Below are 25001 nucleotides of genomic sequence, written 5' to 3'. Positions count from 1 at the left end.
ATCTTGACCATGCATTGAATCGCCTCACCGACGATGTTCGATGTGAGTACGCTTCCATCGGTGGAACTGGGGGTTTTGGGACCTCTGCAGGTTCGGCAAGGCGGAGCGCCCGTCATCATCCCGGGCGCCAAACCTCGCGCGATCCTCTCGATGCTCGGGCTGCGCGGCGGTTCCGTCGTGGCGGCCGACACGCTCGTCGAACTGCTCTGGGGCGAGGACCCACCACGCACCGCGGCCAAGGCGCTGCAAACCCACATCTCCTCGTTACGTCGCACACTGGGTGACGGCTTCGTCCTGACGGCGGGCGCGGGTTGGACGCTGGCCGAGACCCAGGTGGATGCCGCGCGGTACAAGTCGGCCGCCCGGCTGGGACGCGACGCGGCCGCCGCCGGTGACGTGGGCCAGGCGGTGGCCCGCTTCGAGGAGGCGCTCGCCCTCTGGCGCGGGATCCCCGAGCTGCCCGACAGCCGGCGGGGAACCTCCGAGAAAACGCGGTGGATCGAGGGTCACGCCGCGTTGGTGGAAGATCGGGCCGATGCGCTGCTCGCGACGGGCCGCGCTGCGGAGATCATCGGTGAGCTCGAGGCCGCGGTAGCCGATGCGCCGCTACGGGAGCGGCGGTGGGGCCAGCTCATGCTCGCGCTCTATCGCGCCGGCAGACAGGGCGAAGCGCTTGGCGCATACCAGCGTGCGCGTGCGCTGCTGGCCGACGAATTGGGCGTCGACCCGGGCCCCGAGCTCCGCCGGCTGGAAGCCGCGATCGTCGCGCAGGACTCTTCGCTGGAAACGCCTGCAGCGCAGCAGGTTTCGTCGGTGACCCGGGCCGTCACTTTTCTGCTGACCGATATCGAAGGGTCGACGGCCGCGTGGGAGGCGGACGCCGCGGCCATGGCGGCGGCGCTGGCCCGACACGACGAGCTCGTCGAACAAGTCGTGACGTCGCGCGGGGGGCGGCTGATCAAGACGCGCGGTGAGGGCGACGCGACCTTCTCGGTTTTCGATCGACCCTCGGCGGCGGCCGCCGCGGCCATCGAGCTCCAAGAGGCGATCGTGCACGAGCCGTGGGCGCTACGGGAGCCCATGCGTATCCGCGTCGCCCTGCACACCGGGGAGGTCGAGCTCCGCGACGGCGACTACTTCGGTCGCGCCGTCAACCGCGCCGCTCGCCTGCGGTCGCTGGCCAGCGGCGGCCAGATCCTGTGCTCGGGCGCGACGGCGGAGCTCGTCATCGACTCGCTGCCCGACGACGTTGTGCTCGCCGACCTGGGAACGCGCCAGCTGCGCAACCTGGCGCGACCGGAACACGTTTTCGAGCTTCAACTGCTCGGCGCCGACGACCCCGGGCCGGAGGCTGTCCCCGAGCCGACGCTGGAACGCCCGAGCCTGCCCGCGGTGCTCGCCGGGCGCGGGCCGTTCGTCGGGCGGGGCCACGAGCTCGAGCGACTGGCTTCGGGGTGGCAGGCGGCGCTGGCCGGGGGGACCAACGCGATGCTGATCGCCGGGGAACCGGGGGTCGGCAAGACACGCCTGGCCGGTGAGTGGTCCCGGCAGGCCTACGACCAGGGCGCACTCGTGATTTACGGCCGGTGCGACGAGGATCTCGGCGCGCCGTACCAGCCCTTCGCGGAAGCTCTGCGGTCGCTGGTGCCGTGCTTGGGTGCCAGCGCACTCCGTGGGCTGCGCGGCGTGGAGGCGCTACTCGCGCTCATTCCCGGGCTGGCCGACGTCCTGCCCGACCTGGCCGCACCGACGCGGGCCGACCCGGACACCGAACGCTACGCGCTGTTCGACGCGGTCGTCGCGCTGTTGGCGCTGGCCTCCGCGGGCGCGCCGGTCGTCCTGATCCTCGATGACCTGCACTGGGCGGCCAAGCCCACGCTGCTGCTGTTGCGGCATGTGTTGCGTTTCGGGGAGCAGGCCCGACTGCAGATCATCGGCACCTATCGCAGCACCGATCTCGACCGCTCCCACCCGCTGGCGGCCATGCTCGCCGACTTGAACCGCGACGGCATCGCCAGCCGCCTGGCGCTCAGCGGGCTCGACGAAGACGACGTGACGGCGTACGTCGCCGAGGCCGGCTACAACGACGAAGAGCTGGCCCGGGCATTGGCGGCAGTCACCGGCGGCAACCCGTTCTTCCTCATCGAGGCCCTGCGCCACGTCGACGAAAGCGGCGGCCGCTGGGACCAGAGCACCCTGCCCCAGGGGGTGCGCGAGGCGGTGAGTCGCCGTCTTTCGCGGCTTCCCGCGCAGGCCAACAAGGCGCTCGCCGCCGCCGCTGTCGTCGGGAGCCGGTTCGCGCTGGAACTCGTCGAACGCGTGGTTGGAGACGATCTGGTCGATGCTTTCGACGAGGCGGGCAAGGCCGGCATCGTCATCGAAGAGCCCGGCGGCCGTTACCGGTTCAACCACGCGATCGTTCGCCAGTCGTTGCTCGCCGAGCTGCCGTCGGTGCGGCGCATGCGGCTACACCAGCGCATCGCCACCACCTTGGAAGGCGAGCCCGGCGCCGACGACGAGCTGCTCGCCGAACTGGCGTATCACTATTTCGAATGCGCGTGGGCGGGCAACGCGGCGAAGGCCGTCGAATACTGCCGGCGCGCGGCGGACCAGGCGATGGCGCGACTGGCCTACGAGGGCGCCGCCGACCTTTACGACCGCGCCCTGCATGCGCTGGAGGAGATCGACGACGAACTGCCCGACCGTGACGACCAAGTTGCCGCGCTGCTGATCGCGAGGTGCGAGGCCCTGCTGGCCGCGGGCGACGTGGCCTCGGCAAGCAGCGCCGTCGCTCAATTGCAAACGGCCACAGTTGATTCTGCCCAACTCGCCGCATGGGCGACATGCTTCGACGGCCAACTGTCGATGCTGATTCACCCCGAGCGGCTGGACGAGGTCGAGACCGCGGTGGGCGCCGCCGCCAACAAACTGGCCGAGTTGGGCGATGCCGCCGGAGAGGCGAAGGCACACACCGTGCGTGCCGGCTGCCTGGCCCGGCTGGGCAGGATCGGCGACTGCGAGATCGCCCTCGACGACGCTCTCACCGCCGCTCGGCGCGCGCGTGAACACCGCCGGGTGAACGCGGTGCTGGCGCAGGCGCCACTGGCCGCGCTTTGGGGCCCCAACCCGGTGCCGCGCGCCGGCGGGCGGTGCCTGGACGTGGTGCGGCTGCTGCGCATCACCACCGACTCCCCGGCGGTCGAAGCGACGTCGACGCGGTGCCAGGCGGTGTTGGAAGCCTTCCGCGGCCGGGCGGCGGCGGCGCGACGGATGATCGACTCGGCGCGGCGCACGGTCACCGAGCTCGGCCTGCGCCATGCCCTTGTCGAGGTCGAACAGTTCGCCGGGATTGTCGAGCTGGTGGTCGACGAGCCCGCTGCGGCCGAGGAATATCTACGCAAGGCCTACAACGGTTTTCGCCGCATGGGTCTCGACGCCGACACCGCCGAAACCGCTGCGCTGCTGGGCCGGACCTGCCTGGCGCTCGATCGCGATGCGGAAGCAGACGAACTGTGCGCGGAGAGTCAGCGTCTGGCCGGTCACGCGTTGAAGGCGTCGATCGCCTGGCGCACGCTTCGGGCGCGGCTGCTGTCCCGCGGCGGTGAACACGACCAGGCGCGGCGAGTCGCCGAGGAGGCCTTGGCGCTGGCCGAGCGCACGGACGCGCTGGTCGACCATGGCGACGCATGTCTTTCCCTGGCAACGGTATTGGCGGCCGCCGGCGACGCCGCGGGGGCGCGATCCGCCGCCGCGCGGGCGATCGAATTATACGAGCGTAAAGGCGCTGCTGCGCTTACCGAAAGGGCGCGCGGCCTGGTTGGCGAGCGGGCCGTTCCGCCCATACCGCCACCACCTGAGGCGCGGGTTGTCGAACTCGAAAATGCGTGCGTTCGAGCGGGTGAACGTGTGACTGCCGCAATAAATCTTAAGGCTTGGGACGAGTTCGAGCAGCTGTTCGCGCCGGATGGATTCATCGAGAGCCGCCGGAAGATTGTCGGCTTTGGGCCGATCGACGTCCCACCGGGCGGGTTCCCACAGATGAACAGGCGCGTTCTGGAAACAGTCCCTATGCGAGTGACCCAAGTGGTTGTCGCGGTGCGAGGAGAGCGTCTAGCGCTTGCTCGATTGGTGATAGGCGCGGACGACGTCAGCCCTGGGGCGCCGCAAGACGAATTTCTCCTGCTTTACGGCATCGATGAGGATGGTCAGATATCGCTGCAGGTGTGGTTCGACATCGATGACATCGACGCCGCAATGGCGGAGCTCGAAGCCCGATTCGAGGCGGAGCAAACACCGGGGCGACGGCTGGAAAACACGGCGGCGCTGGTGTTCGAGCACGTCTGGTCGCACTACGCGGCTCGCGACTGGGATGCGTTGGGAGACAACGTCGCCGAGGACTATGTGGGTATCGATCACCGGCGGGTCGTAAGTGCCGAAGCCCAACACAGTCGAAGTGCCGTGGTGCGGGATTTGCAGGCGGCCGCCGAAGTCGGCTTCACGATCTCGATGGTGAGCGCCCTGGCGATTCGCGGGGAACGCCTCGTGCTCGCCCGCGTCCGCGCTTCCGGCCGCGACCCCGCCGCCATCCAAAACGACGCCCTCAACGTCGTTGAGATCGATGCCGACGACCGGATCGCGAACGTCGACACGTACGACGTCGAGGACTTCGAGGCCGCCATTGCCCAGCTCGACGCTCGTTTCCTCGCCGGCGAAGCGGCCGACCACGCGCGCACGTGGTCGGTAATCGCCGAGTCCTTTAAGTCGATCAGTCGAGGTCGACTTTTTCCAGCCACCCCGGACTGTGTGAGCATCGACCACCGCCGCGCGGCGGCCTTTGCACCTGGTGAACTGCTCGCATATGTGCGCGCCGGGTTCGAGCTCGATCAGCAGATCACTCCTTACTTCGAGAGGGTATATCGGCTGAACAACCTGGGCGCTGTCGTTGCTCATGCCGCCCGCGGAACGTCGGGTGATGGCTTTGAGGCCGAGTGGCGTGGAGTGAATATCGCTACGGTCGAAGGCGACATGATCAGCCGTTGCGAGATCTTCGACGAGGCGGATCTCGACACCGCGCTCGCGAGGTTCGATGATCTAAGCCGCCCGGCAAAGCAGTTGGAAAACGCGGCAAGCCAAACCCACAAGCGCCTAGAAACGCTCTTTGCCGCACGCGATTGGGACGCGATGTCCGACGTTCTGGCCGACGACATTCGCAACGACGATCGTCGCCGGACCGTCAATTCCGGTATACGGCCAGGCCGTAAAGCCACTCTTGAAGAGATGCTGGCAACGGTCGAGATCGGCGTCAAGGCCATGACGTCTGACGTCATCGCTGTGCGAGGTGACCGCCTGGCACTGTGCCGCACCCAAACCTGGGGCCGCGACAAGGGGCCGGAGGCTTTCCACACCGATGTCTTCGATGTCTTTGAACTAAACTCCGACGGGAAGGTGTCGGCGCGGGTCGTCTTCGACCTCGATGACTTTGGTGCCGCCATGGCGGAGCTCGACGCGCGCTACCTCGCAGGCGAAGCGGCGGGGCACGCGCGGACCTGGTCGGCTATCACCCACAGCTTTGCGTCGATCAATCGGCGCGAAATGCCGGCGACGACACAGTATTGGGTGAATATTGACCACCGGCGCGGAACGTCGATAGCACCCGGTGGAATGGCTGCTTTGATGGGCGCCGCATGGAGTTCAAAGTCTGATCTCGGGTGCTTCATCGAATCGGTGCACTGTCTGAATGACTGCGGTGTGGTCATCACGCACGTCGCACGAGAACTCTCGCCCGACGGTTTCCATGCCGAATGGCGGGTGATCAGCGTGATTACGGTCGAGGGCGACCTGATCAGTCGGACCGAGGTATTCGACGAGGCAGAGCTCGACGCCGCGCTGGCACGGTTTGGTCAGCTCAGCCAGCCGGCGCGCCTGGTGGAAAACGCCGCAACACAAACCGGTCAGCGGTACCTGGCGTTGTTCGCCGCCGGCGACTGGGACGCGATGGCGACGATGCTGGACGACAACCTCGTATACGACGATCGCCGTCGTGTAATAGGCGCGGGGGCCCAACATGGTCGAGACGCTCAGATCGCCGACATGAGGACAGTCGCCGGTCTCTGGCCCGCGACCGTGGTGGCAACCGTGGTGGCGACTCGTGGTACGCGTCTTGCCCTCATGCGCCTGCGCTTCGCCGATCGCAATCACGGGATGGACGCATTTCTCACCGATGTCGTCGGCGTGCTCGAACTCAATTCCGACGGGCTGATGACCGCAGTCGTCTTCTTCGATACCGACGACATCCACGGTGCCTTGGCAGAGCTCGATTCCCGTTACCTTGCAGGCGAAGCGGCCGCTCATTCCGGGGCATGGTCGATCATTGCGAGTAGTTATGCGGCGCTGAACCGAGGTGAGCCGCCACTGACTACGCCCGATTGCGTCAACGTCGACCACCGCCGCGAGACCGCGTTTGGACCGGGTGACCTGACCGCATATCTCCGGGCCGGGTTGAAACTCGACCCGAGCAACCATGTCTATGTGAGGGAAGTTCATCGGCTGAACGCTTCCGGAGCAGTGATCACGTATGCGGCCTATGAAACGTCCCAAGGTGGGCTCGACGCTGAGTGGTCCGGGATCGCCGTCTTCACGATCGAAGGCGACTTGATCAACCGCACTGAGGTATTCGGCGAAGTCGACATTGACGCTGCGGTCGCACGATTCGAACTACTCAGCCAGCCGAAGCGGCGGCAGGAAAATGCGGCAAGCCGAGTAACTCAGCGATTCCTGTTGAGCTTCGCTGACGGTGACTGGGATGCGGTAGCAAAATTCCTGGCCGAAGACTTCTCCCAACACGATCGTCGTCGCGTGGTGGGCGCGGGGATTCGACACGGTCGAACCGCTGAGATCGCAGACTTGCAGGCCATATCACAACTGGGGATCGCCGATGTGAAATCGACCCTCATCGCTTCCCGGGGGGAGCGCCTCGCCCTCATGCGAGTCGGCTTCTCGTTCCGCGATAATGGGCCCGAAGGATTCTTCGGAGAGATGCTCGGCATCAGCGAGATCAACGCCGACCAAAGCATCGTCGCCGCCGTCTCGTTCGATCTTGACGACATCGACGCTGCCTTCGAGGAATTGGACACCCGATACGTCGCCAATGAAGCAGCCGGCCATGCGCGCACGTGGTCGGTGATCACCGACGTTTACGCCATGTTCAACAGGCACGAACTTCCCGCGGTAGATTGGGTCATCGTCGACCACCGGCGGGGCACGCCATTCGCGTCCGGCGACTTGCCCCCAGCTCTTGAGAACTTCTTTGATCTCACCCCGGAGTTCAGAGTCGGGATCGAAACAGTGCATCGGCTCAACAACATTGGAGCTGTGGTCACCATCGATTCGCGAGGATCTTCACGCGACGGTTCAGACGCCGAATGGCGCATGATTCAACTGCTCGTCGTCGAAGGCGACCGACTCACGCGTTGCGAGCTGTTCGACGAGGGGGACTTGGACGCCGCGATCGAGCTGTTCGATCAGCTCAGCCAGCCGACACTCCCCGCGGAGAATGCGGCAAGCCGGGTGGTCCAGCAGTTCCTGACGCATTTCCGCAGCCAGAACTGGGAGGCGATGGCGGAACTACTCGCAGACGACTTCTGCTCAGACGACCGCCGCTCCGTCATCAACGCCGGAATCCGACGCGGTCGAGATGTCGAGATGGCGAATTGGCGTGCCACCGCTGAAGTCTGGATGAGCGATGTGCGTGCGGCCGTGGTCGCGACCCGCGGGGAGCGCCTCGCGCTGTTACGGTTCACCTTCGCAAGCCAGGATTCACTACCCGCGCCGTTTCAAGCGGCGGCGATTAGCGTCGTCGAAGTCAACGATGACAACCGATGCGCGGCGACGGTCGTGTTTGGCCCTGACGACATCGATACCGCCTTGGCAGAGCTTGACGCCCGTTATGTCGCCGCTGAGACCCCTGCCCACGCGCGTGTCTGGTCGCTCATGGTGCAGACCTACGCCGCGCTCAACCGCCGCGAAACACTCTCCACCGCATCAAACTTCGTCAACATCGACCACCGGCGCGGGATCACGTTCGAGCCGGGCAACATCATCACGGATGCCCACCCGACGTGGGATGTCGCGCCTAACCTGACGATGTACGTCGAGACCGTGCACGGGCTGACCGACACGGGAGCCGTCATCACCCATGCCGCCTACGGCCCCTTGGACGAGGGCTTGGATGCCGAGCGCAGAGAGACCGTCCTTTTCACCTACGAAGGCGACAGCATCAACCGCTGCGAGGTGTTTGACGAAGCGGATCTCGGTGCGGCGCTTGCCCATCTGGAGGAATTGAGCAAGCCGAGGCCGAGGCTGGAAAACGCAGCAAGCCGCGCAGAAGACCGGCTTTTCGCGTACGGGGCGGCACGTGATTGGGCAGGGGCGGCCGAGATCCTGGCCGAGACCAGCTTCGTCGAAGATCGCCGTCGAGTGGTGAACGTCGGGTTCTGGGATGGTCGCGATGCCGTGACGGCAAACATGCAGGCTTTGGCCGAGGGCCTTGCGCAGGTAACGCTGACAGCAATTGCGACCCGCGGGGAGCGCCTCGCTCTCATCCTTGTCCGCTCTTTCAACCCCGACTCACAGCGTGGAGAATTCGTCGTCGAGATGTTGGGAGTCGCGGAAATCGACGGCGACGGGCGGATCGCCGCCCACGTCTTTTTCGACGCCGCCGACTTTGACGCCGCCTTTGCAGAGCTCGAATCCCGGTATCTCGCCGGTGAGGCTGCCGCCCACGCGCGGACGTGGTCGGCCATCGCACAGGCCTATGCCGCGGTTAACCGTTACGAGCTACCGCCGACGACTCCGGGCTGGGCCAACATCGACCACCGCCGAGGAATAGCATTCGCGCCGGGCGATTTGGAGGCATTCCTCGAAGCCTCGTGGGACCTGCTCGCGCCGGGGCTCAACGCCTACATCGAAACCGTGCATCGGTTGACCGAGCTGGGCGCGGTAGTCACCCGGGTTGTGAAGGGGACGTCGCGCGACGGCTTCCAGGCCGAATGGCGAGAAATCGGCATCTCGACCGTCGAAGGTGATCTGATCAACCGCTCCGAGATCTTCGACGAAACGGAACTCGACGCCGCCCTCGCCCGCTTCGACGAATTGCAAGTCCGCCCGCACCGCCTGGAGAACGCGGCAAGCCAAGTGAGTGAACGGTTTTGGACCTGCCTCACGGCGCAAGACTGGACAGCGATGGCCGACTTACTCGCCGAGAACGCTGTGTCGCATGACAACCGTCGGGTCATCAACTCCGGCGTATTACGCGGACGCGCTACGAATATCGCCAACTTGCGGGCAGTCGCTGAAGTCGGATTCGAGCGTCTTGTCTCGACGGTCCTTGCGATTCGTGGGCAACGCCTTGCCCTCACTCGTATTTGGTCCTCCGCCCAGGGATGTGAGCCTGGGGAGGTCAGCGCGGACATGGTCGGCGTCGTGGAGGTCGACGGGGACAACCGGATGATTGCTCACTGCATCTTCGACGCCGACGACTTCGAAGCCGCCGTTGCCGAGCTCGAAGCCCGGTACATCGCCGGCGAAGCGGCCACCCACGCGCACGTCTGGTCGCTGGTCACACAGGGCCACGCCCAGTTCAACCGACACGAAGTTCCGCCGATGATGCCCGACGTCGTTTACATCGACCGCCGACGGAGCGTGACAATCGAGGGTGCCGATCTGGCCAAATCCGTTCGTGCCGTGTGGGAGCTTCTCCCACAGGTACACGTCTACGTAGAGGCTGTGCACCGGCTAACCGAAGTCGGAGCCGTCGTCACCCAAGTGGTGAAGGGGACCTCACAAGAGGGCTTCGACGCCGAGTGGCAGACGATCACTATTTGCACCTTCGAAGGTGACCTGCTCAGCCGATACGAAGTCTTCGACGAGGCGGAGCTCGACGCCGCCCTCGCCCGGTTCGACGAACTACACAGGCCAGCGCCGCAGGTTGAGAACGATGCAGTGCGAGCTTGGGCGCCGGTCGTCGACGCAATCAACCGCCGCGACATCGAAGGTCTGCTCGCCCGTGGGAATGCTGCCGGATTCTTTGAGGACCGGCGCAGGGGCCTTCGCGACGTGGTCGACGGGCTCGGGCGTCGGAAGATCGTACAAACAATGTTCGAGACCGTTCCCAGCGGCTGGCGACTAGAGATCGAGCCCATCGCCGTCAGGGGCTCACGCCTTGCGCTGACCAGCGGGCGGTACCGCGACTTCGATGAGGCCGAGCGCCCAATCGCCGTCGCGTTGCTGCACGTCACTGAACTCGGTGATGACGGCCTCATCAAGCACACCGTGAACTTCGATGCCGAGGACTTCGAGGCTGCATTCGAGGAACTGGACGCCCGCTACATGGCCGGCGAAGCAGCTCCGCACGCGCATACTTGGTCGCTGATGGCGCAGACCTATGCCGCACTCAACCGGCACGAAATCCCCACAACCACAACCGATTTCTGCAACGTTGACCACCGGCGCGGGATAACGTTCGAGCCCGGCGAACTGATCCGATATGTCCTTTCGACGTGGGACGTCGCGCCCGACCTCAAGATGTGCATCGAGACGGTGCACCGGCTGACAAACGCTGGAGCCGTGATTACGCATACGGGATACGGAACCTCCCAAGACGGCTTCGATGCGGAGTGGCGAGAAATCGTCTTATTCACATTTGAGGACGACAAGGTCAACCGCTGCGAAATGTTCGATGATGCGGACCTCGACTCCGCCCTTGCCCGGTTCGACGAGATCACCGCCGCCAGGCCCGTCGGTGACTGATACTGCGCCCCAACGACAACCGCTCTATCTCCTAGCGGACAGTCAGCTGCTCTTTTGGAAACAGCGAAACCGGCTGCTCCTCGAGGCGGCCGTCGAGCGATTACCGAGAGCCAACCCGTTGAGCGCCGCTTACATCGGCGCCTCCAACGGAGACCGTCTGGAGTTCTACGAGATCTTCGAAGCGGCGATGGATGCGATTGGAATCACCGATCGCCGCATGATCCATTCCTCGTTCGGCCCAGACGACCGCACTTTCCTGGCGAGCGCCCAGTTGATTGTTCTCGCGGGCGGTGACGTGCGTCTCGGCTGGAACAGGTTCGAGGAAACCGGCATGAAGGACGTGATTCTGGGCCGGTACCAAGAGGGCGCGCTCTTGGTGGGCGTTTCGGCCGGTGCAGTCCAGCTGGGACGCTACGGCGTCGTCGAGACGCCGCAACCTTGCGCACCTGAGCTGTTCGGCGTGTTCGACCTGGTTCCGATGGTCATCGACGCGCACGACGAGGGCGGCGATTGGGCACTGCTGTCGCGGACGATCGAATCCCTACAGGGAGCCGCCAGCGGGCTTGGGATTCCGTCCGGTGGCGGAGTCGTCGTGCATCCAGACACCGCTATTGAGCCCCTGCGTCGTCCCGCGCATCAAATCCGTTTCCAGAGCGGTCGGATCGCCCGCTCGCTGTTGCCCGCCGACGGACCCAGCCGAATTTCGGGTGACGGTTGGCCGCGCCAGTAGTGACTTTCGGCCCGAGTGAAGGACCTCCGTCCGGGTCCAGAGTTAACACCATGCCAACTGCAGTTCGACTGACGTTGAACAGGGCGGCCCTCTTCCTCGCAGGTTTGACCCCGCGCCGGCTAGTGGTCGGGGCGATCGGTGCGGGCGCGATTAGCGGCACGCTGATGTGCGCTGCCACGGGAACCGCCTCGGCCGATCCGACGTCTCGACCCGGCAACTGCACGGCGGCCGACGTCGCCGGCGTCGCGGCCGGTGTGGCCGCGGCCCTTTCGACTTACCTGTTCACACATCCGGACTTGAACGGCTTCTATACCGACCTGCAGGACCGGCCCAAAGATCAGATCCGCGACGATGTGCAGCAGTACTTCAACGCCAACCCCCAGGAGCAGGCCGATCTTGAAAACATCCGTCAACCGCTGGCCGACATCCGGCAGCGTTGCCAGTGGACGCCGCTACTAGGGCAGGCCGACGCGACTCCCTGAGCGGCCGGCTCGGGGGTGCCTAACCGTTACCGCCGTCGATTCGCTGCCGGTCAGAACGAGGAGATCACGATGAACGTGAGGGTACGGTCTTGGACCGTAGGTGCGGTCGCACTGTTGGCCGTTGCCGCGATCCCCGAAATGTGTGCCGTCGTGCGGCCATCCGGTGTGGCCAACGCAGATGTGTGCGCAAGCGTCGGCCGGCGCGTTTCAGTGAGCGGGTGCACGAACGTTGCCGACACGGTCAACGCCAATGTCCCGCCACCGGACGCCTATGCCCCGCTGCCCCAGGACTTTCCGCCCCCACCGCCGGTGAATGTCTGCGTCGGAGGCGGCCGCCGGGTCCATGTGAGCGGGTGCTTCTGAAACGACCGGTGATAGCACCCCCTAGCGTCTAGCCGCGGTGCCACCACCTCGACGGCGGTGCGCCGCGAGCACGTCGGCGTTCGCCAGCGTTTGCGCCTCAGCTGCCAGCGTGGACGCCCGGTTCGCGTAGGCGACGGCCTCGGCGGCATTGGTCATTTCCTTCGCGTGCGCCGCCGCCAAATAACGCTTCGCCTCTTGCATTCGGGCCTGCGCCTCGGCGCCGACCCTCTCGCCATGCCTGGTGACGTAGTCGGTGATCTGACGCAGCCGGGTGTTCGCGGTCGACAACGCGTCCCCTTCGCGCGCCTCGATGCCCGGCTGGCCGCCGCGGCGGGCGGCGCGGCGGCGGCGCACCCGATAGAGCGTGAGGAACACCACGACGACGACCACGACGACGGCGAGGCTGATCGCGATCGACAGCCAGATCGGCTTCGCCGAGCTCGTCGACTTGTTCAATCCGTCCGCCGCAGCGACCGCGGCGCCGCTCCAATCCTTGGCGCCCACCGCGGGTTCAATTCGCTTGCTGCGCAGGCTGTCCAGCTCGGCATCCGTGAGGCCCGACACCTGTGGCGGCACCGATAAGGCGTACAGCTTAGTGTTGGTGGCCACGGACAGCAGCACGTCACGGCCGCCCAATCCGCTCGCGTTGCGGGTCCGGTCGGCCCAATTCTCCGGTTTGAACCGGGAGAAGTTGTCGACGTAGACCACCCACAGCTGAATCTGCCGATCGCGGTAGAGCCGGTCGATTGCCGAGCTCACCGCCGCCCGACTGGAATCCGTCAAGACTCCGGCGCTGTCGGTGATGTGATCCGTGAGCCGGGACGGCGGCTGTGCGTCGGCGGGGCCAGCCAGCACCAGCCCCACTGTGAGGATGGCCAGGACAGCATGAACCAGGCGAACGCCGCGCATACGGGTAATTTAGCCGTCACCTTCGAAAGGGCCGATACTGCCGCTCGCGGAAATAATCAGTCCGAAGAAATCGCTGGGCAACGGCCGCATGCGCTGGCATGGTGGCGGTTCGTGCGGGTGTGGCTGAGTGGCTAGGCAGCGGCCTGCAAAGCCGTATACACGGGTTCGAGTCCCGTCACTCGCTCAAGAATGCCTGGAGGCGCCTCGAGATCAGCAGCGGGCACGCCGTCGGCTACGCCTGTTCCGCCATCGCGTCGAGGTAGAACCATCGGCCGGCGCGGCGCTCGAACCGACTGCGTTCGCATAGGCTGCCGGCGCGGCCACCGGACTCGAACCGGGCGGTGAATTCCACCTCTCCCCGATCGTCTTCCGGGCCGCCCGCGACCGTGTCGATCACATCGAGACCGATCCAGGTGATGCCCGGGTCAATGGTCACGTCGGACGGCCGCGTGCGCGGGTGCCACGTGCGGAACAGGTAGTCGGCGTCACCGTGGGCGAACGCTGAATACCGCGATCGCATCAATTCCTCCGCCGTTCGGGCCTGTACGTCGCCCTGGTGAAGCGGCCCGCAACACGCGCCGTAACGTTCGCCGCCACCGCAGGGACACGGTTCGTCCATGTCATAAGCGTGCCAGCCGGTTACGGCGGAGCGGCGGCCGCGGCGTCCTGCAGTACCCGCTGCAACTTCTCGAGTGGATCACCACCACCCGGGTCGAGTCGCCGGGGTGGGATCTCCCGGCCGTCGGGCGTGACGCCGGTGACCGGTGGCAGCGGAGGCGGTGCCGCCACCGGGGCCGGCGGCGGAAGGGGTGGTGGGACATCGGGCGGCGGATTGGTCAGCGCCGCCCTTTTGGCCGCCAACCGGGTCGCGGCGTCCTGTCGGATGGCCCGCCGCTGCGGGTCCGCGTCGTTGTTGCCGAAGAAGCAGGCGTCAGGGGCGGCTTCGACGATCGACAGCGCGCTCGCATAGCGTTCGTCGGCGTGTGTGCGATCACCCGCCGACGCGGCCCGGTCGCCCTGAGTTTCACGGACCAGTTCGAGGTTCACCCGCACCCGACAGGCATCCGCGACGTCGGTGCGGGCAAGCGCGTGCGAGAAGTGAGTGTCGGCGTCATCGAGCCGGCCGTCGAGCACGGCGGCGACACCTGCGACGAATGGCGCCTTCGCCGGCTCGACCACGTTGACCATGCCGAGGATCGACGCGTCCGCGCGCTCCGCGCTCCCGTCACCCTGGGCGAAGTGGGACACGGCGGAATCGCCGGCAACGACAACGGAAAGCAACTTGACCGCAGCCAACAGTGCGACCAGCGTCGCCGGGGCCGAGTAGGTCAGCAGCCGCCGCCGCAGCCGCAGACGCGCCGGTCTCAGCGTCATGATGCCAAGTCCCGCCGGGCGATGCGGCCGCGTCGGAACTCGCGAACCGAAAAGTAGATTTCGCTGAGCAGCAGTCCCGCCGCGACCCAGGCTGGCAACCAGTAGAGTTCGATCCGAGCGCCGGCCTCGGTCCTGTGCGGCGCATCGGGCAGGCCAAGCTGCAACGGCTGACCGGGGTCCCGATGCACGTACCCCACATTGAGTTGACCCGCGATCTCCCGTAATTCGGGTTCGTTGATCGCGTCGCTGCGGCCGTAACCGAGCACCGCTCCCCCAGCCACCGACGCCCGCGTATGGTCGACCCCGCCCTGCGACGTGGGCGACCCGGGGGCGCCAGAGCCGAAGTACAGCACCACGTTTCGCGAACCAGGATATTGCTGCGCCGCCTGCATGAGCTGGTAACGCAACAGGTTGTTTGCTGCGGCGACGTCAGAAGTACCCTGTTCGGAACCCAAAGCCGCAATGGTCGGACGTAGACTCCAAACATCCTCGGACAATGGCCAATCCAGTGCTGCCTGCCCTGCTGAGCTGACAAGCGCATACCTCGCACCAGGGTACTGATTCAACACTGTCCCGATGTCGTCACGCATCCCCGCAATCCGTGGCCGGCCGGTGCCGTAATCTTCGACATCCGAGTCGGCCGACCGATCGACGATCAAGAACACGTTGAGACCCGCGCCAGGTGCGGCCTTTGCCCCTCGGAGGCCTTCGTCGTGGCGAAGCGCCGGGCGCGTGGTCGCGGCGATGAGCAGCAACACCGCGAGGGTTACCCCGCCCCACCGCAGCACGGCGCCGACACGCCGGTTCCCGGCCGACAGCAGCACCCGCCACAATGCCACCGCGCGCGCCAGGACAAGCGCGGCGATGACGACCGCGAGGATCGCCCAGGGCAGCACAGGCTGAAAGGTCATCGGCGCAATACCAATAGGGCCACCGAGAGCACGGCTGCCGACAACAGGGCGATCGCCAGGGGTTGCACCGGCGCATCCGAAAAGTCCGCTGTCACGGTGGTCCCGTCTGCCCGACGCGCCGGCGGGGTGTGTGCCCGAATATCGTTGAGGGCCGAGGTCACGGATTGCGGTCCCAATGCGCGGTACTGCCCGCGGGTCTTCTCGGCAAGGGCGACAAGCGAACCGCTCGCAGCTGACGGGGCCGTGTCGACCACGTTGATTTGGGCGCCGGCTCGGCCGGCCATGGCCCGTACACCGTCGTCGGTGAACAGCGCGGCGCGCCGCTCGCCACCGGCGGGGAGATTTGAGGGGCCGAGATAGATGACCGAGCGCCGGTGCGCGTTGTATAGATCCTCCGGGGGGAACCCTGAGAGACACAGCGCTAGAACGTCATTCACGTTCGGGGTGTAGTCCGTGTAGGGCACCGGCGGGGCGAACGACGCCAACTGGGCTTCATGGACGCCGGCGAACTCCTCGAACCGCGCCGCCGCGTACTGCTGATCGCGCGTCAGGGGCACAACCCGGCGGTTAGTGGATGTCAGGCCGATGTGTTGAGCCGGAGGGGATGTGGCGGCCTTACGCGCGAAGTAGTCGAGCAGTTCAACCGTCGACGCATCGGTCACCGGCTGCCCGACGCACAGCATGACGTCCTCGGGATGTTTGGCGTCGAAATCCTTGCTGGCCGTTGTCGGGCGGGCCGCCGCCCAGGTGGATGCACCGAACATGACCGTCAGCACGATCAAGGTCACAACCGTCGACAGCGAACGCAGCCGCGCGATCCTGGCGTACTCGGGCAACCGGGTCAACCGTGCCACGTTGGCCAACGGGCGCAACCGCCTGCGGGCAGCAGTCATGGGCAGCAACGCCGCGAGCGTAATCACCGCGGAGAAGCAGGCCAATCCGACGACGGCTACCGGCCACCACTTCAGGTCCACGATCGGATCAACTCCTGCGCCTCCACGCTCACGTCAGCGACATCCACTCGCGTCCGGGGGTTGAACTGCGCGTCACCCAGCCGGGTCAGCAGCGGCGCGGCCGTGGCCAAATCGCCGTCGGCGATCGCGCCCACCTGTAAGTACTGCGCTCGCACTCCGGTCGCTTGGTGCAGAAAGCTGCGCACCGTCCGGCTGATCGCCGCGGACGCCGCCGGAGCCGGCATCCGCCCGGCGTCGTGTTCGTCGGCGACGGCTCGCACGCGGCGGGCGAACCGGTTGCGGAGCAGCCACGCGTGCACCCGACGCACCACCGGGATGTGACGCAACCGCTGCGATGGCAGCGTCCAGATGAAAACAACGGCGTACCAAAACGTGACGGCGAAGATCAGGAGCATGGCCCACCACAGCCACCACGATGAATATGGCTGCGGACCAATCACATGGCGCAGTAGATCATCCGGCACGGGCGGCAACCTCGGTCAGGCGGACAAGCTCCCGCCGGATTTCCGTGCTGCCACCGAACGTCGCATGCGGAATCGCGTGAGCTGTGAAGAACGCACCGAGGCGCTCGCGCCGGGCCTGCTCGGCGCGACGGTACGCGGTGACCACCCGCGGGCCCAGGTCTGCGCCGTTGAGGACGAAGCGGCCGGTCGCCACGTCGTACCCGTCGGTGTTGTCGGGACCCACGGCGGGCATGTCTGAAGTCATCGACCACATGACGTCGTGGCGCCCGCGCAGCCGGGTGAGCACTTCGCCGAGGCGGTCATCGACATCGGGTTCGTCGGACACCACGATGATTAGCATTGCGTGTCGATAATGTGTTGCGACGTAGTCGAGTTGGACGGTGATCGCACTGGCGCCCGGGTCGGCGGTGGCGTGTTGATACCAGCGGTGCAGGAGCCCCTCGATGTGCGATTCGCCGCGTTGCTGCCGGATGTTGACACAGCCCCGACGGTCGCCATAGACCATGCCGATCTGATCGGAGCGGCGTAGGCCGATCAGCCCGACCGCACCCATAATGTGCGCGGCGATGTCGCGCTTGTACTCCCCGCTCGGGGCCAGCGCCGACATGTTGCGACCGGCATCGGCCACGAGCAGGATCTTGTGGTGCTTCTCCGAAACGAACCGCTTGATAAGCACGGCGCCCGAACGTGCGGAAGCTTTCCAGTCGATATCCCGTACGTCGTCACCTCGCACATACGGGCGCAGATCGTCGAATTCCATGCTGCGCGTGTGCAATAAGGCGTAACGACCACCTTCGAGCAGTCCGCGGGTGTCGGTGCCGAAGTGTGCCTTCGCTCGGTTGAGGTGCTTACCCACGACTGGCCCGCTGGCACCTCAAGGGACCCGGACGACCCGGAGCACCGCGTCGACCACGATCTCCGGGGTGACGTTGGCGCTGGCCGCTTCGAATCCGAGAATGAGCCGGTGCCGCAGCACTCGGTGCGCGAGCTGTGAGATGTCCTCGGGTAGCACGTGTGCACGACCGGACAGCACCGCCTGCGCCCGGGCCGCCTTGCAGAACGCGATCGTGGCGCGCGGGCTGGCACCGTATTCGATCAGGCGCGCGATCTGCTTGGGCAGCGCCCGCTCCGGGTGGCGGGTCGCGTCCACCAGTTGGCTCGCGTAGAGCATCAGCGCGCGGTCCATGTGGACATGGCGCACCACCTCCTGCACGTGCAAGACCTCGTCAAGGCTGACCACAGGCTCCGTGGGCTGACCCTTGTCGTAGATGCCCGCGTCGATCCGCGACATCACCTCCACCTCTTCCTGCGGGGAGGGGTAGCGCACAATCTCCTTGAGCAGGAACCGGTCGGTCTGGGCCTCGGACAGCGGATAGGTGCCTTCCTGGTCGACGGGGTTCTGAGTCGCGACGACTAGAAACGGGTCCGCCAGAGGGTGCACCTGCCCGGCGATGGTGGTTTGCCGCTCCTCCATCGCCTCGAGCATCGCGCTCTGGGTCTTGGCGCTGGACCGGTTGATCTCGTCGAGCAGCACGATGTTGGCGTGCACGGGCCCCAGTTGGGTGACGAACGAGCTACTCGCCGAGTCGTAGATCTGCGTACCGATGATGTCACTGGGAAGCAGGTCGGGCGTGCATTGGATGCGTTGAAAACGACCCTGAATCGCCTCGGCGAGCACTTTTGCGGCGGTGGTCTTGGCCAGGCCGGGAACGCTTTCGAGCAGAATGTGGCCACCCGCGAGCAAGCCGATCAGCAGCGACTCGCGCAGGTCGCGCTGCCCGACGATCTTCGCTGCAAAGGCATCGGAGATGGCGTCGACGACCCCCCGCACGCCATCGATCTCACGTTGATCTGGTTGTGGATCTGGTTGTGCCCGCGCTGTAGTCATACGCCCGCTGGGGTACCCGGACCGCGGTTTTCCACACGTGGGCCGAACTCCTCGACCCGCCAAGGGCGCCGGCCGATGGGGCTCTCGAGGCCGCCCGGGCGCGTCCCGACTGGGTGTGGCAGGCGAGTGGCCGCTGTTCGCGGTCGAAAACTGATGCCGAGGGGCTTGCTCGGTGATCCCATCAATTTCCGATGGGCGGTCGAGGTTCGCCGGCCACCGGGGGCAATGGGCCCTCGCCCGCCTCCGGCACTACTGCCTCATCGGATACCGCGTCCTTGGAGTCGGCGGCGTCGGCGGTGTCGTTAGCCGCATCGTTCTCATCGGGTCGGGTCATCGGCATGTCCTTCCTAGACGATGCGGAACCCATACCCACGCTCGACGTCAGTACAACCTCACAGACGCGATCCGACGACGCGTGGAGGCGTCCAGGAGGATGAGCGTGCGAATTCAGCTGCACGGCTTCCGCCAGTTACGCGGCGCCGGTTCCGCCGCTGAATACCTCCGCCTGCCTTACAGGCCCGGCAAGCAGATAGGCGATCCGCCGCACGTGTTCGCCGGGGAAGGATCTCCCTCGAGGATGTGCGCGCCGACCGGAATGCCGCCCTCCGTACCCGGATGACCGAGGCTGCCGCCGTAGTAATGGTGACACCTGTTCATGTCCCACACCACGTCCGGCATCGGCAGAGGGCTGCCGGGGCACCAGATGTAGCTGCACATCGCCAACTGGTTGCAGATGCCCGTCGAGGGATCCGCCTGGGCGGCGCCTGCGCCGAATCCCAAACTGGCCAGTGTCACGGTGCCCGACAGCACCGCTCCGGCAAAGATGCGCCTCATGTCGTCTTCTCCTGTTCGTCGTGTCGCCTATGGTGGCGATGCTCGGCCATTCCATAGACTCCGATTTGCTACCGATCCCAACCTCTGTGGGGGTGCTGCCCGTCGACGGGACGGGTTTACTTTGTGCGGGGGCAGGAATAGTAGTCCGGCGATACCTACGGACCGTTACTATCGTCGGTTGCTCATGCCGAACTCATAGGAACGAATGGCGAGTAAGTCGCCGGCGCGCACACCGCAGAATGACCGCGAAGGACGGCGGCTAGCTACCGGGGAAGGAACCCGTCGAGGCGGTAGTGATCGACCGCAGCCCACGAAGGGCCGCGTCAAAGCTCGGACGTTGGTAGGTCGGGGACTGTTCAAACGCGTTGCGATGTAACACTGTCGGGCCGATTGCCTGTGAACACAGACGACTCGACCGGTGACTAACACCCGAACCACCACATCTCACCGGTCCTGATTACCGCTCCGGTCGCCACCTGAGTGGCACGCGAAGAGGAAACCAGCCGTCGAAAATATCGCTGGGCGAAGGGCTGTAGGGTTTGGGATACCACGCTTTGGGCACGTCGCCGCCATTCCAGTCAAACCAAAAGAACGGGACCTTGGCGAGCCACACGTCAAAGAACACGCCCAGCAGATCCCGGGCCAGGTGCGATGCCGGGCACCGGTGCGGCCCTCCCCCGAAACTCCAATTCCGCTGCGGGCCATCGAGTTTGATGCTATGACCGGACATGTCGTCGGCTTCGTCGCGGTGAACGAATCCGACACACAACTCGACAGGCGACCCAGCTGGGATCGTCGTTTCGCCGATTGTCACGCTGCGGCTCGTGATTCGGGAGACGGTTTTCGCCCCGCCATCCAACCGCAGCAGCTCTTCGATGAACCTGCGTTGCAGGTCCGGGTTTTCGCGTAGTTCGCGCTGCAGCGTCGGGTTGCGCGCCAATACCGCCAGTCCGGCCCTGATAGCGAACGACGCGAAGATGAGGCCCCGGCCCACCGAGGCCATCAGCCCCAGCACTTCTTCGTCGGAAAGCGGTTCGGTCGCCAGGATGCTGAGCACATCGGGGCCGCCCTGCGGCGCTCGGCGGATCGCGGCCACCAGCTCCGCGTTGACCGCGGCGGGAGCGGTATCCGTCGGCAGCCCGCAGACCGTGACGAATGCTGCGCGCCAGACAACCTCGGCGACACCCGCACCGTCGCAGCGCTCTAGCTGCGCCGCCACGGCGTCGACACATCGTTCGACGATCACACGCACGGGCTTGAGCATGTCCCGCGAATTGCCCGGGGTGAAGAGCTGCTCGACCATGATCTTCCGGTACGGACCGAACGGCGGATTGCCGGGCATTAGCTCGCCTTGGCGGCTGGCGAAAACCTCGCCGTCACGGATGGCGGCGAGGACGTCGTCGCGCCGCCACAACACGTAGGTGCCGTCCGGCTGCCGCAGCACTCGTTGACCGGAGCGCTCAGCGGCGGCCAGCCACTCCCGATAACCGTTGGCCGCTTCCTCGTCGGAACGCATGACTTCCAGCGCGGCGGGAGGGGCGTCGCTACCCGGCTCGATCACCACGCACCACCGACTCTCACGTTCGGCGGTCGCCGCGAACCAAGCATTGACGGCGCCGCCTGGAACTCCGACGCCGAAATTCTATCTTTGAGACCGACCAACTGGCTCTGCGGCGCTAGGTGTGGACTTTCCAGCCCGCTAATGGGGTGGGCGCCGCCGGAGCGTTGGGGTCATTGAACTCGATGTACACATCACCCTGGTTGATCGTGTCGTAGGCGATGTAGCCGTGGGCGGTCTGGCCGTTGGCGACACTGCCCGAGCGCAGGGGCGGCGTCTTGTTGATCTTCTGATAGTCAACCGTCAACGAGCCGCGTTCGACGTCGCGGTAAGGGTCTTGCCTCCACGGCGAAGACGCGGCGGTCACGTAGGCCTCGCCGTAGCTGAATGGCGTGTCGGACTTGCCGACGATGGTGAGCTCGATGACGTTGCAGCCCCCGCCGCTTAGGGTGCACCCCGAAACCCAACTGACATTGTTGAGCGTGACGTCGGCGGTCGCGGCGCTGTATTCCGTGACATGGATGGTAGTGCCGGCTTTCCCCGTCGGAAACGGCGACTGTTGGGGTGTCGGATCGGCGGCGCCGAGCGGCGCCGGTGCGAAAGCCGTCATCGCAAGCAATGTCGCGACCGCTGCGTTCACTGGAGTCGATATGGCCACCCGCAGACGATAGCGCGCGTTGCGCCAGTAACTGGCCCCTATGAGGCCGATAGACCGGTCACACGCTATGGGAGCGTTGGTTTGAAGACTCGGACAACTCGGCAACCGATTGACTACCTACAGTCCATTCACAACGTCCCGAGCGCCGGCCCATGTGCTGAGGGCCGCCGGCGCAGATAAACGGCCCGTTTGCTCGTCACGAAGCTAGGCCGTTCCCACTGGTTTCCAGCATCGCTCGCCGAGTCCCAACGAGCGAGCACCAAATTCGTCGTCGACGGCTTGATGGGCACGCTCACGAAACTGGACCGACACCTGGGCGAAGACCTGTCCGCGCCGCACGCTGGCTACACCGGCAACCTCATCCGGGCCACGCTGCGTGACCTGGTGGTGGCTCAGATGGCGTGGCTCGAACCCCCAGGACTCCTCCCGGGACCGCAACGCGCTGATCGAAGTGATCGCCACCTACGTCGAATCACACGGCGGCTGAACGGTACGGCAGATCGGTCAGTAGGAGGGTCGGCGGTAGGCCCAGCACCGAGATCTCGATCTCATCCAGCTTGTACCCGTCGCCACCTCGGTGCCGATGGAACAGCGTCTTGACGCCCTACCGCTGCGCCGCCCGCTCGGCGACCGAGGTGTCAGTCACCGACGGGGATCACCACCGAATACACGCCGGCGCCGTTCTGCTCTAGGAACCACGCGACGGATTCGTCTCGTCAGCTTCGGACGGCAGTGGGCTCACCAGCTCGACGCCGTCGTCCGAGCCCAGCAGCATCGGCAGGCCTACGTCCTCGAGCGCGATGGTCTGTACCGAAACCCTAAGTCCCAGAAGGACTACGACGCTTCAGCTGGCTCGTCCTGAGGCACCGCCAAAACCACGTGATGGACGCTGTCGCAATGCGCGCGCCTTCGGCCAGGCGAAAACACTATGTCCGTAGCTGCTTTTCGACAGGGAAGGCCATCAAGATTCCGTTAATGAAGACGTCACCAACATTCGCCTTGGGCTAGGAATGAGCCATGACTGGCCAAACCGACCAGCAGGCGATAAGCCCGTCGGTTCCCGACGTCTGCAAACGCCTCTTGCTCGGGGAACCGAAGATAACCAGCGACTTGGAACACGAGAAGCTGTCAAATGCCGTGGCGCTCGGTGCTCTTTCGCCGGACGCAATCTCGTCGACCGCTTATGGCCCCGAGCAGATCATGGTGGAACTGCTGCCCGCCGCGGGCATGGCCGCCTTCACCTTATTGCTTCCAATCACCGGCGTGATTCTGGTGATTCTTGCGTTGGTCGCTGCGTCGTACCGCCAAGTCGTCATGACCTACACGAGGGCCGGCGGCTCGTACATCGTCGCCAGAGACAACTTCGGGCCGCGGGTGGCGCAGGTCGCCGCGGCCGCGCTGCTGATCGACTACGTGGTCACCGTCGCGATCCAGTGCGCGGCGGGCACGGTCGCGGTAGTGTCCGCGATACCGGTGTTGGGGCCCTACAGTCTAGAAATTACGGTCGCCGCGGTACTGATCTTCTCTCTAGCCAACCTGCGCGGGTTACGCGAGGCGGGCCGAACGTTCGCGGTGCCGACCTACGCTTTCATCTTCATGCTGTCGCTGATGGTCGTCGCCGGCATTGTTCGCGAGATCTTCTGGGGCTTACCTATTTACGACCCGCATCGGCTTGACGGTGCAGTGCCGGTCCACCACGGCAACGGACTGATCATGGGCGCTACCGTGCTCGTGATACTGCGAGCATTTGCCAATGGCGGCTCGTCCCTGACGGGCGTCGAAGCAATTTCGAACACTGTCAACCTGTTTCACCCGCCGCAGGGCATCAACGCCCGCCGAGCCCTCACCATTATGGCTTGGATTCTGGGTTTCTTGCTGGCTGGAGTCGCGTGGCTTGCTTACATCACGCACGCCACTCCGTTCGTTGCCGGATATCCGTCAATGCTTTCCGAGATCGGCCGTGCGGTCTTCGGCAACGGAACGGTCGGGCATGTCCTGTACTTCCTGTTGCAAGCCGCGAGCGCGGCCATCCTTTACAACGGCGCCAACACCAGCTTCAACGGATTTCCTGCACTCGCCAATTTCGTTGCCGAAGATCGATTCTTACCGCGACCGCTAATGAAACGTGGTCACCGTCTGGTGTTTTCGAATGCGATCATCGTCTTGACGGCCCTCGCACTCATCCTCCTGCTGGCAACGGGCGGATCGGTCAACGCGCTGGTGCCGCTGTTCGCGATGGGCGTATTCAGTGCCTTTGCAATGGCTGGATTCGGAATGACCAGGCACCATCTGAAGCGCCGCGATCGCGGTTGGCGCCGCAAGCTAGCGGTCAACGTGTCCGCGGGAATCCTGTCCACCCTCGTCGTGGGAATTTTTGCGGTGGTGAAGTTCAACGAGGGTGCCTGGCTCATCGTCGTTGTGTTCCCCGTCCTGGTGATCACACTGATCCGACTCAATCGCCAGTACCGCGCCGAAGCCGCGGTCCTAGACTTGTGTGTCACCGAACAGCCCTGCTTTGACAGGTATCCGCAACATCGGGTGTTCGTGTTCGTCGATTCGATCGACCTGGCCGAAATCGAAGCGATGCGCTACGCGAAGAGTCTGCACGCCGAGGTGCTGACCGCAGTGCATTTCGTCCTGGATCCGAGTCGTGCCGAACTGTTGCAACAGTTTTGGGACCGCTTCGAACACGACGCGACACTGCAGATGATCGAGTGCCCAGACCGCCGGCTGGGTTCGGCAGCCTACAGGTTGGTATCGCAGACTCTCGATGACCATCCGGACTCCAAAGTGACTGTGCTGCTGCCGCGCAGGACATACTCCGCCCTGGTGGGCCGGCTGCTCCACGATCGCACCGCCGACAAGATCGCACGAGTAATCAGCCAGATTTCGCGGGCGAGCGCACAGATCGTGGCCTTCGACGTCGAATCCCAAATAACACGCGCGGCTCGGGCGAGGCGGGTGAAATCGCTACCGTTATCTGGCCCTCCTCGGCCGACCGCGCCTACGCCGAGCCAGCCACGGTTAGCCGGTTCGGCCACGCCGGCACC

16 protein-coding genes, 1 tRNA gene and 1 pseudogene are annotated in these 25001 nt (G+C 65.4%); 6 read left to right on the top strand and 12 right to left on the bottom strand.

What is annotated here, in order from left to right:
* Window positions 1-60: 60 nt before the first annotated feature.
* The 4 genes from ACEL92_RS10385 to ACEL92_RS10370 all read left to right on the top strand — a co-directional run bounded on the left by ACEL92_RS10385 (window position 61) and on the right by ACEL92_RS10370 (window position 12381).
* Window positions 61-10806 (top strand): BTAD domain-containing putative transcriptional regulator, encoded by a 10746-nt coding sequence (locus ACEL92_RS10385; RefSeq protein ID WP_374025479.1) that lies wholly within the window; start codon window positions 61-63, stop codon window positions 10804-10806.
* A complete protein-coding gene (locus ACEL92_RS10380) occupies window positions 10799-11536 on the top strand; it encodes a Type 1 glutamine amidotransferase-like domain-containing protein (RefSeq protein WP_374025478.1) in 738 nt (245 codons plus the stop codon). The genes ACEL92_RS10385 and ACEL92_RS10380 overlap by 8 nt, the downstream gene beginning before the upstream one ends.
* 50 nt (window positions 11537-11586) lie before the next feature.
* A complete protein-coding gene (locus tag ACEL92_RS10375) occupies window positions 11587-12018 on the top strand; it encodes a hemophore-related protein (RefSeq protein ID WP_374025477.1) in 432 nt (143 codons plus the stop codon).
* Between the two features lie 138 nt (window positions 12019-12156).
* Window positions 12157-12381, top strand: coding sequence for a hypothetical protein (locus ACEL92_RS10370; protein WP_374026165.1), 225 nt, complete (start codon window positions 12157-12159; stop codon window positions 12379-12381).
* Between the two features lie 21 nt (window positions 12382-12402).
* Here the strand turns inward: ACEL92_RS10370 and ACEL92_RS10365 are convergent, their stop codons facing one another.
* Entirely contained in the window at window positions 12403-13290 is an 888-nt protein-coding gene (locus ACEL92_RS10365; protein ID WP_374025476.1) for a TPM domain-containing protein, read from the bottom strand.
* A gap of 113 nt (window positions 13291-13403) precedes the next feature.
* On the opposite strand from ACEL92_RS10365, the gene ACEL92_RS10360 reads away from it, so the two are divergent.
* Window positions 13404-13474 (top strand) — tRNA-Cys (locus tag ACEL92_RS10360).
* Window positions 13475-13522: 48 nt separating this feature from the next.
* Here ACEL92_RS10360 and ACEL92_RS10355 read toward each other — a convergent pair.
* The 11 genes from ACEL92_RS10355 to ACEL92_RS10305 form a co-directional block, all read right to left on the bottom strand.
* Window positions 13523-13909, bottom strand: coding sequence for a YchJ family protein (locus tag ACEL92_RS10355; RefSeq protein ID WP_374025475.1), 387 nt, complete (start codon window positions 13907-13909; stop codon window positions 13523-13525).
* Window positions 13910-13929: 20 nt separating this feature from the next.
* The gene (locus ACEL92_RS10350; RefSeq protein ID WP_374025473.1) at window positions 13930-14664 is read right to left on the bottom strand and encodes a hypothetical protein; all 735 of its coding nucleotides are present in this window, start codon (window positions 14662-14664) and stop codon (window positions 13930-13932) included.
* Entirely contained in the window at window positions 14661-15560 is a 900-nt protein-coding gene (locus ACEL92_RS10345) for a hypothetical protein (RefSeq protein ID WP_374025472.1), read from the bottom strand. Before ACEL92_RS10345 ends, ACEL92_RS10350 begins: the two co-directional genes overlap by 4 nt.
* An 11-nt stretch (window positions 15561-15571) precedes the next feature.
* The gene (locus ACEL92_RS10340) at window positions 15572-16549 is read right to left on the bottom strand and encodes a hypothetical protein (RefSeq protein ID WP_374025471.1); all 978 of its coding nucleotides are present in this window, start codon (window positions 16547-16549) and stop codon (window positions 15572-15574) included.
* Window positions 16540-17013 (bottom strand): hypothetical protein, encoded by a 474-nt coding sequence (locus ACEL92_RS10335; protein WP_374025470.1) that lies wholly within the window; start codon window positions 17011-17013, stop codon window positions 16540-16542. Before ACEL92_RS10335 ends, ACEL92_RS10340 begins: the two co-directional genes overlap by 10 nt.
* The gene (locus tag ACEL92_RS10330; protein WP_374025469.1) at window positions 17003-17869 is read right to left on the bottom strand and encodes a DUF58 domain-containing protein; all 867 of its coding nucleotides are present in this window, start codon (window positions 17867-17869) and stop codon (window positions 17003-17005) included. Before ACEL92_RS10330 ends, ACEL92_RS10335 begins: the two co-directional genes overlap by 11 nt.
* A gap of 18 nt (window positions 17870-17887) precedes the next feature.
* Window positions 17888-18901: an AAA family ATPase gene (locus ACEL92_RS10325; protein WP_374025468.1), complete on the bottom strand. Its 1014-nt coding sequence runs from the start codon at window positions 18899-18901 to the stop codon at window positions 17888-17890.
* A gap of 181 nt (window positions 18902-19082) precedes the next feature.
* Complete coding sequence (locus ACEL92_RS10320; RefSeq protein WP_374025467.1) at window positions 19083-19235, bottom strand: hypothetical protein; 153 nt, start codon at window positions 19233-19235, stop codon at window positions 19083-19085.
* A gap of 176 nt (window positions 19236-19411) precedes the next feature.
* The gene (locus ACEL92_RS10315) at window positions 19412-19735 is read right to left on the bottom strand and encodes a hypothetical protein (protein ID WP_374025466.1); all 324 of its coding nucleotides are present in this window, start codon (window positions 19733-19735) and stop codon (window positions 19412-19414) included.
* Between the two features lie 457 nt (window positions 19736-20192).
* Window positions 20193-21296 (bottom strand): cytochrome P450, encoded by a 1104-nt coding sequence (locus ACEL92_RS10310; RefSeq protein WP_374025465.1) that lies wholly within the window; start codon window positions 21294-21296, stop codon window positions 20193-20195.
* A gap of 115 nt (window positions 21297-21411) precedes the next feature.
* Window positions 21412-21903, bottom strand: a complete 492-nt coding sequence (locus tag ACEL92_RS10305) for a hypothetical protein (protein WP_374026164.1) — start codon at window positions 21901-21903, stop codon at window positions 21412-21414.
* A gap of 1065 nt (window positions 21904-22968) precedes the next feature.
* On the opposite strand from ACEL92_RS10305, the pseudogene ACEL92_RS10300 reads away from it, so the two are divergent.
* Window positions 22969-24897 (top strand): annotated as a pseudogene (locus ACEL92_RS10300) (APC family permease); the annotation flags it as partial.
* Window positions 24898-25001: the final 104 nt, after the last annotated feature.

This window comes from Mycobacterium hainanense (genome assembly GCF_041890355.1).
Taxonomy (GTDB): Bacteria; Actinomycetota; Actinomycetes; order Mycobacteriales; family Mycobacteriaceae; genus Mycobacterium; species Mycobacterium hainanense.
Note: the sequence above shows the minus strand (reverse complement) of the source record. Positions and strands in the feature narration are given on the sequence as shown.

Coding starts and splice junctions, on each gene's coding strand:
- ACEL92_RS10375 (WP_374025477.1), top strand. CDS start 11,587: ATGCCAACTGCAGTTCGACTGACGTTGAACAGGGCGGCCCTCTTCCTC.
- ACEL92_RS10370 (WP_374026165.1), top strand. CDS start 12,157: ATGTGTGCCGTCGTGCGGCCATCCGGTGTGGCCAACGCAGATGTGTGC.
- ACEL92_RS10365 (WP_374025476.1), bottom strand. CDS start 13,290: ATGCGCGGCGTTCGCCTGGTTCATGCTGTCCTGGCCATCCTCACAGTG.
- ACEL92_RS10355 (WP_374025475.1), bottom strand. CDS start 13,909: ATGGACGAACCGTGTCCCTGCGGTGGCGGCGAACGTTACGGCGCGTGT.
- ACEL92_RS10350 (WP_374025473.1), bottom strand. CDS start 14,664: ATGACGCTGAGACCGGCGCGTCTGCGGCTGCGGCGGCGGCTGCTGACC.
- ACEL92_RS10325 (WP_374025468.1), bottom strand. CDS start 18,901: ATGACTACAGCGCGGGCACAACCAGATCCACAACCAGATCAACGTGAG.
- ACEL92_RS10320 (WP_374025467.1), bottom strand. CDS start 19,235: ATGACCCGACCCGATGAGAACGATGCGGCTAACGACACCGCCGACGCC.
- ACEL92_RS10315 (WP_374025466.1), bottom strand. CDS start 19,735: ATGAGGCGCATCTTTGCCGGAGCGGTGCTGTCGGGCACCGTGACACTG.
- ACEL92_RS10305 (WP_374026164.1), bottom strand. CDS start 21,903: ATGACGGCTTTCGCACCGGCGCCGCTCGGCGCCGCCGATCCGACACCC.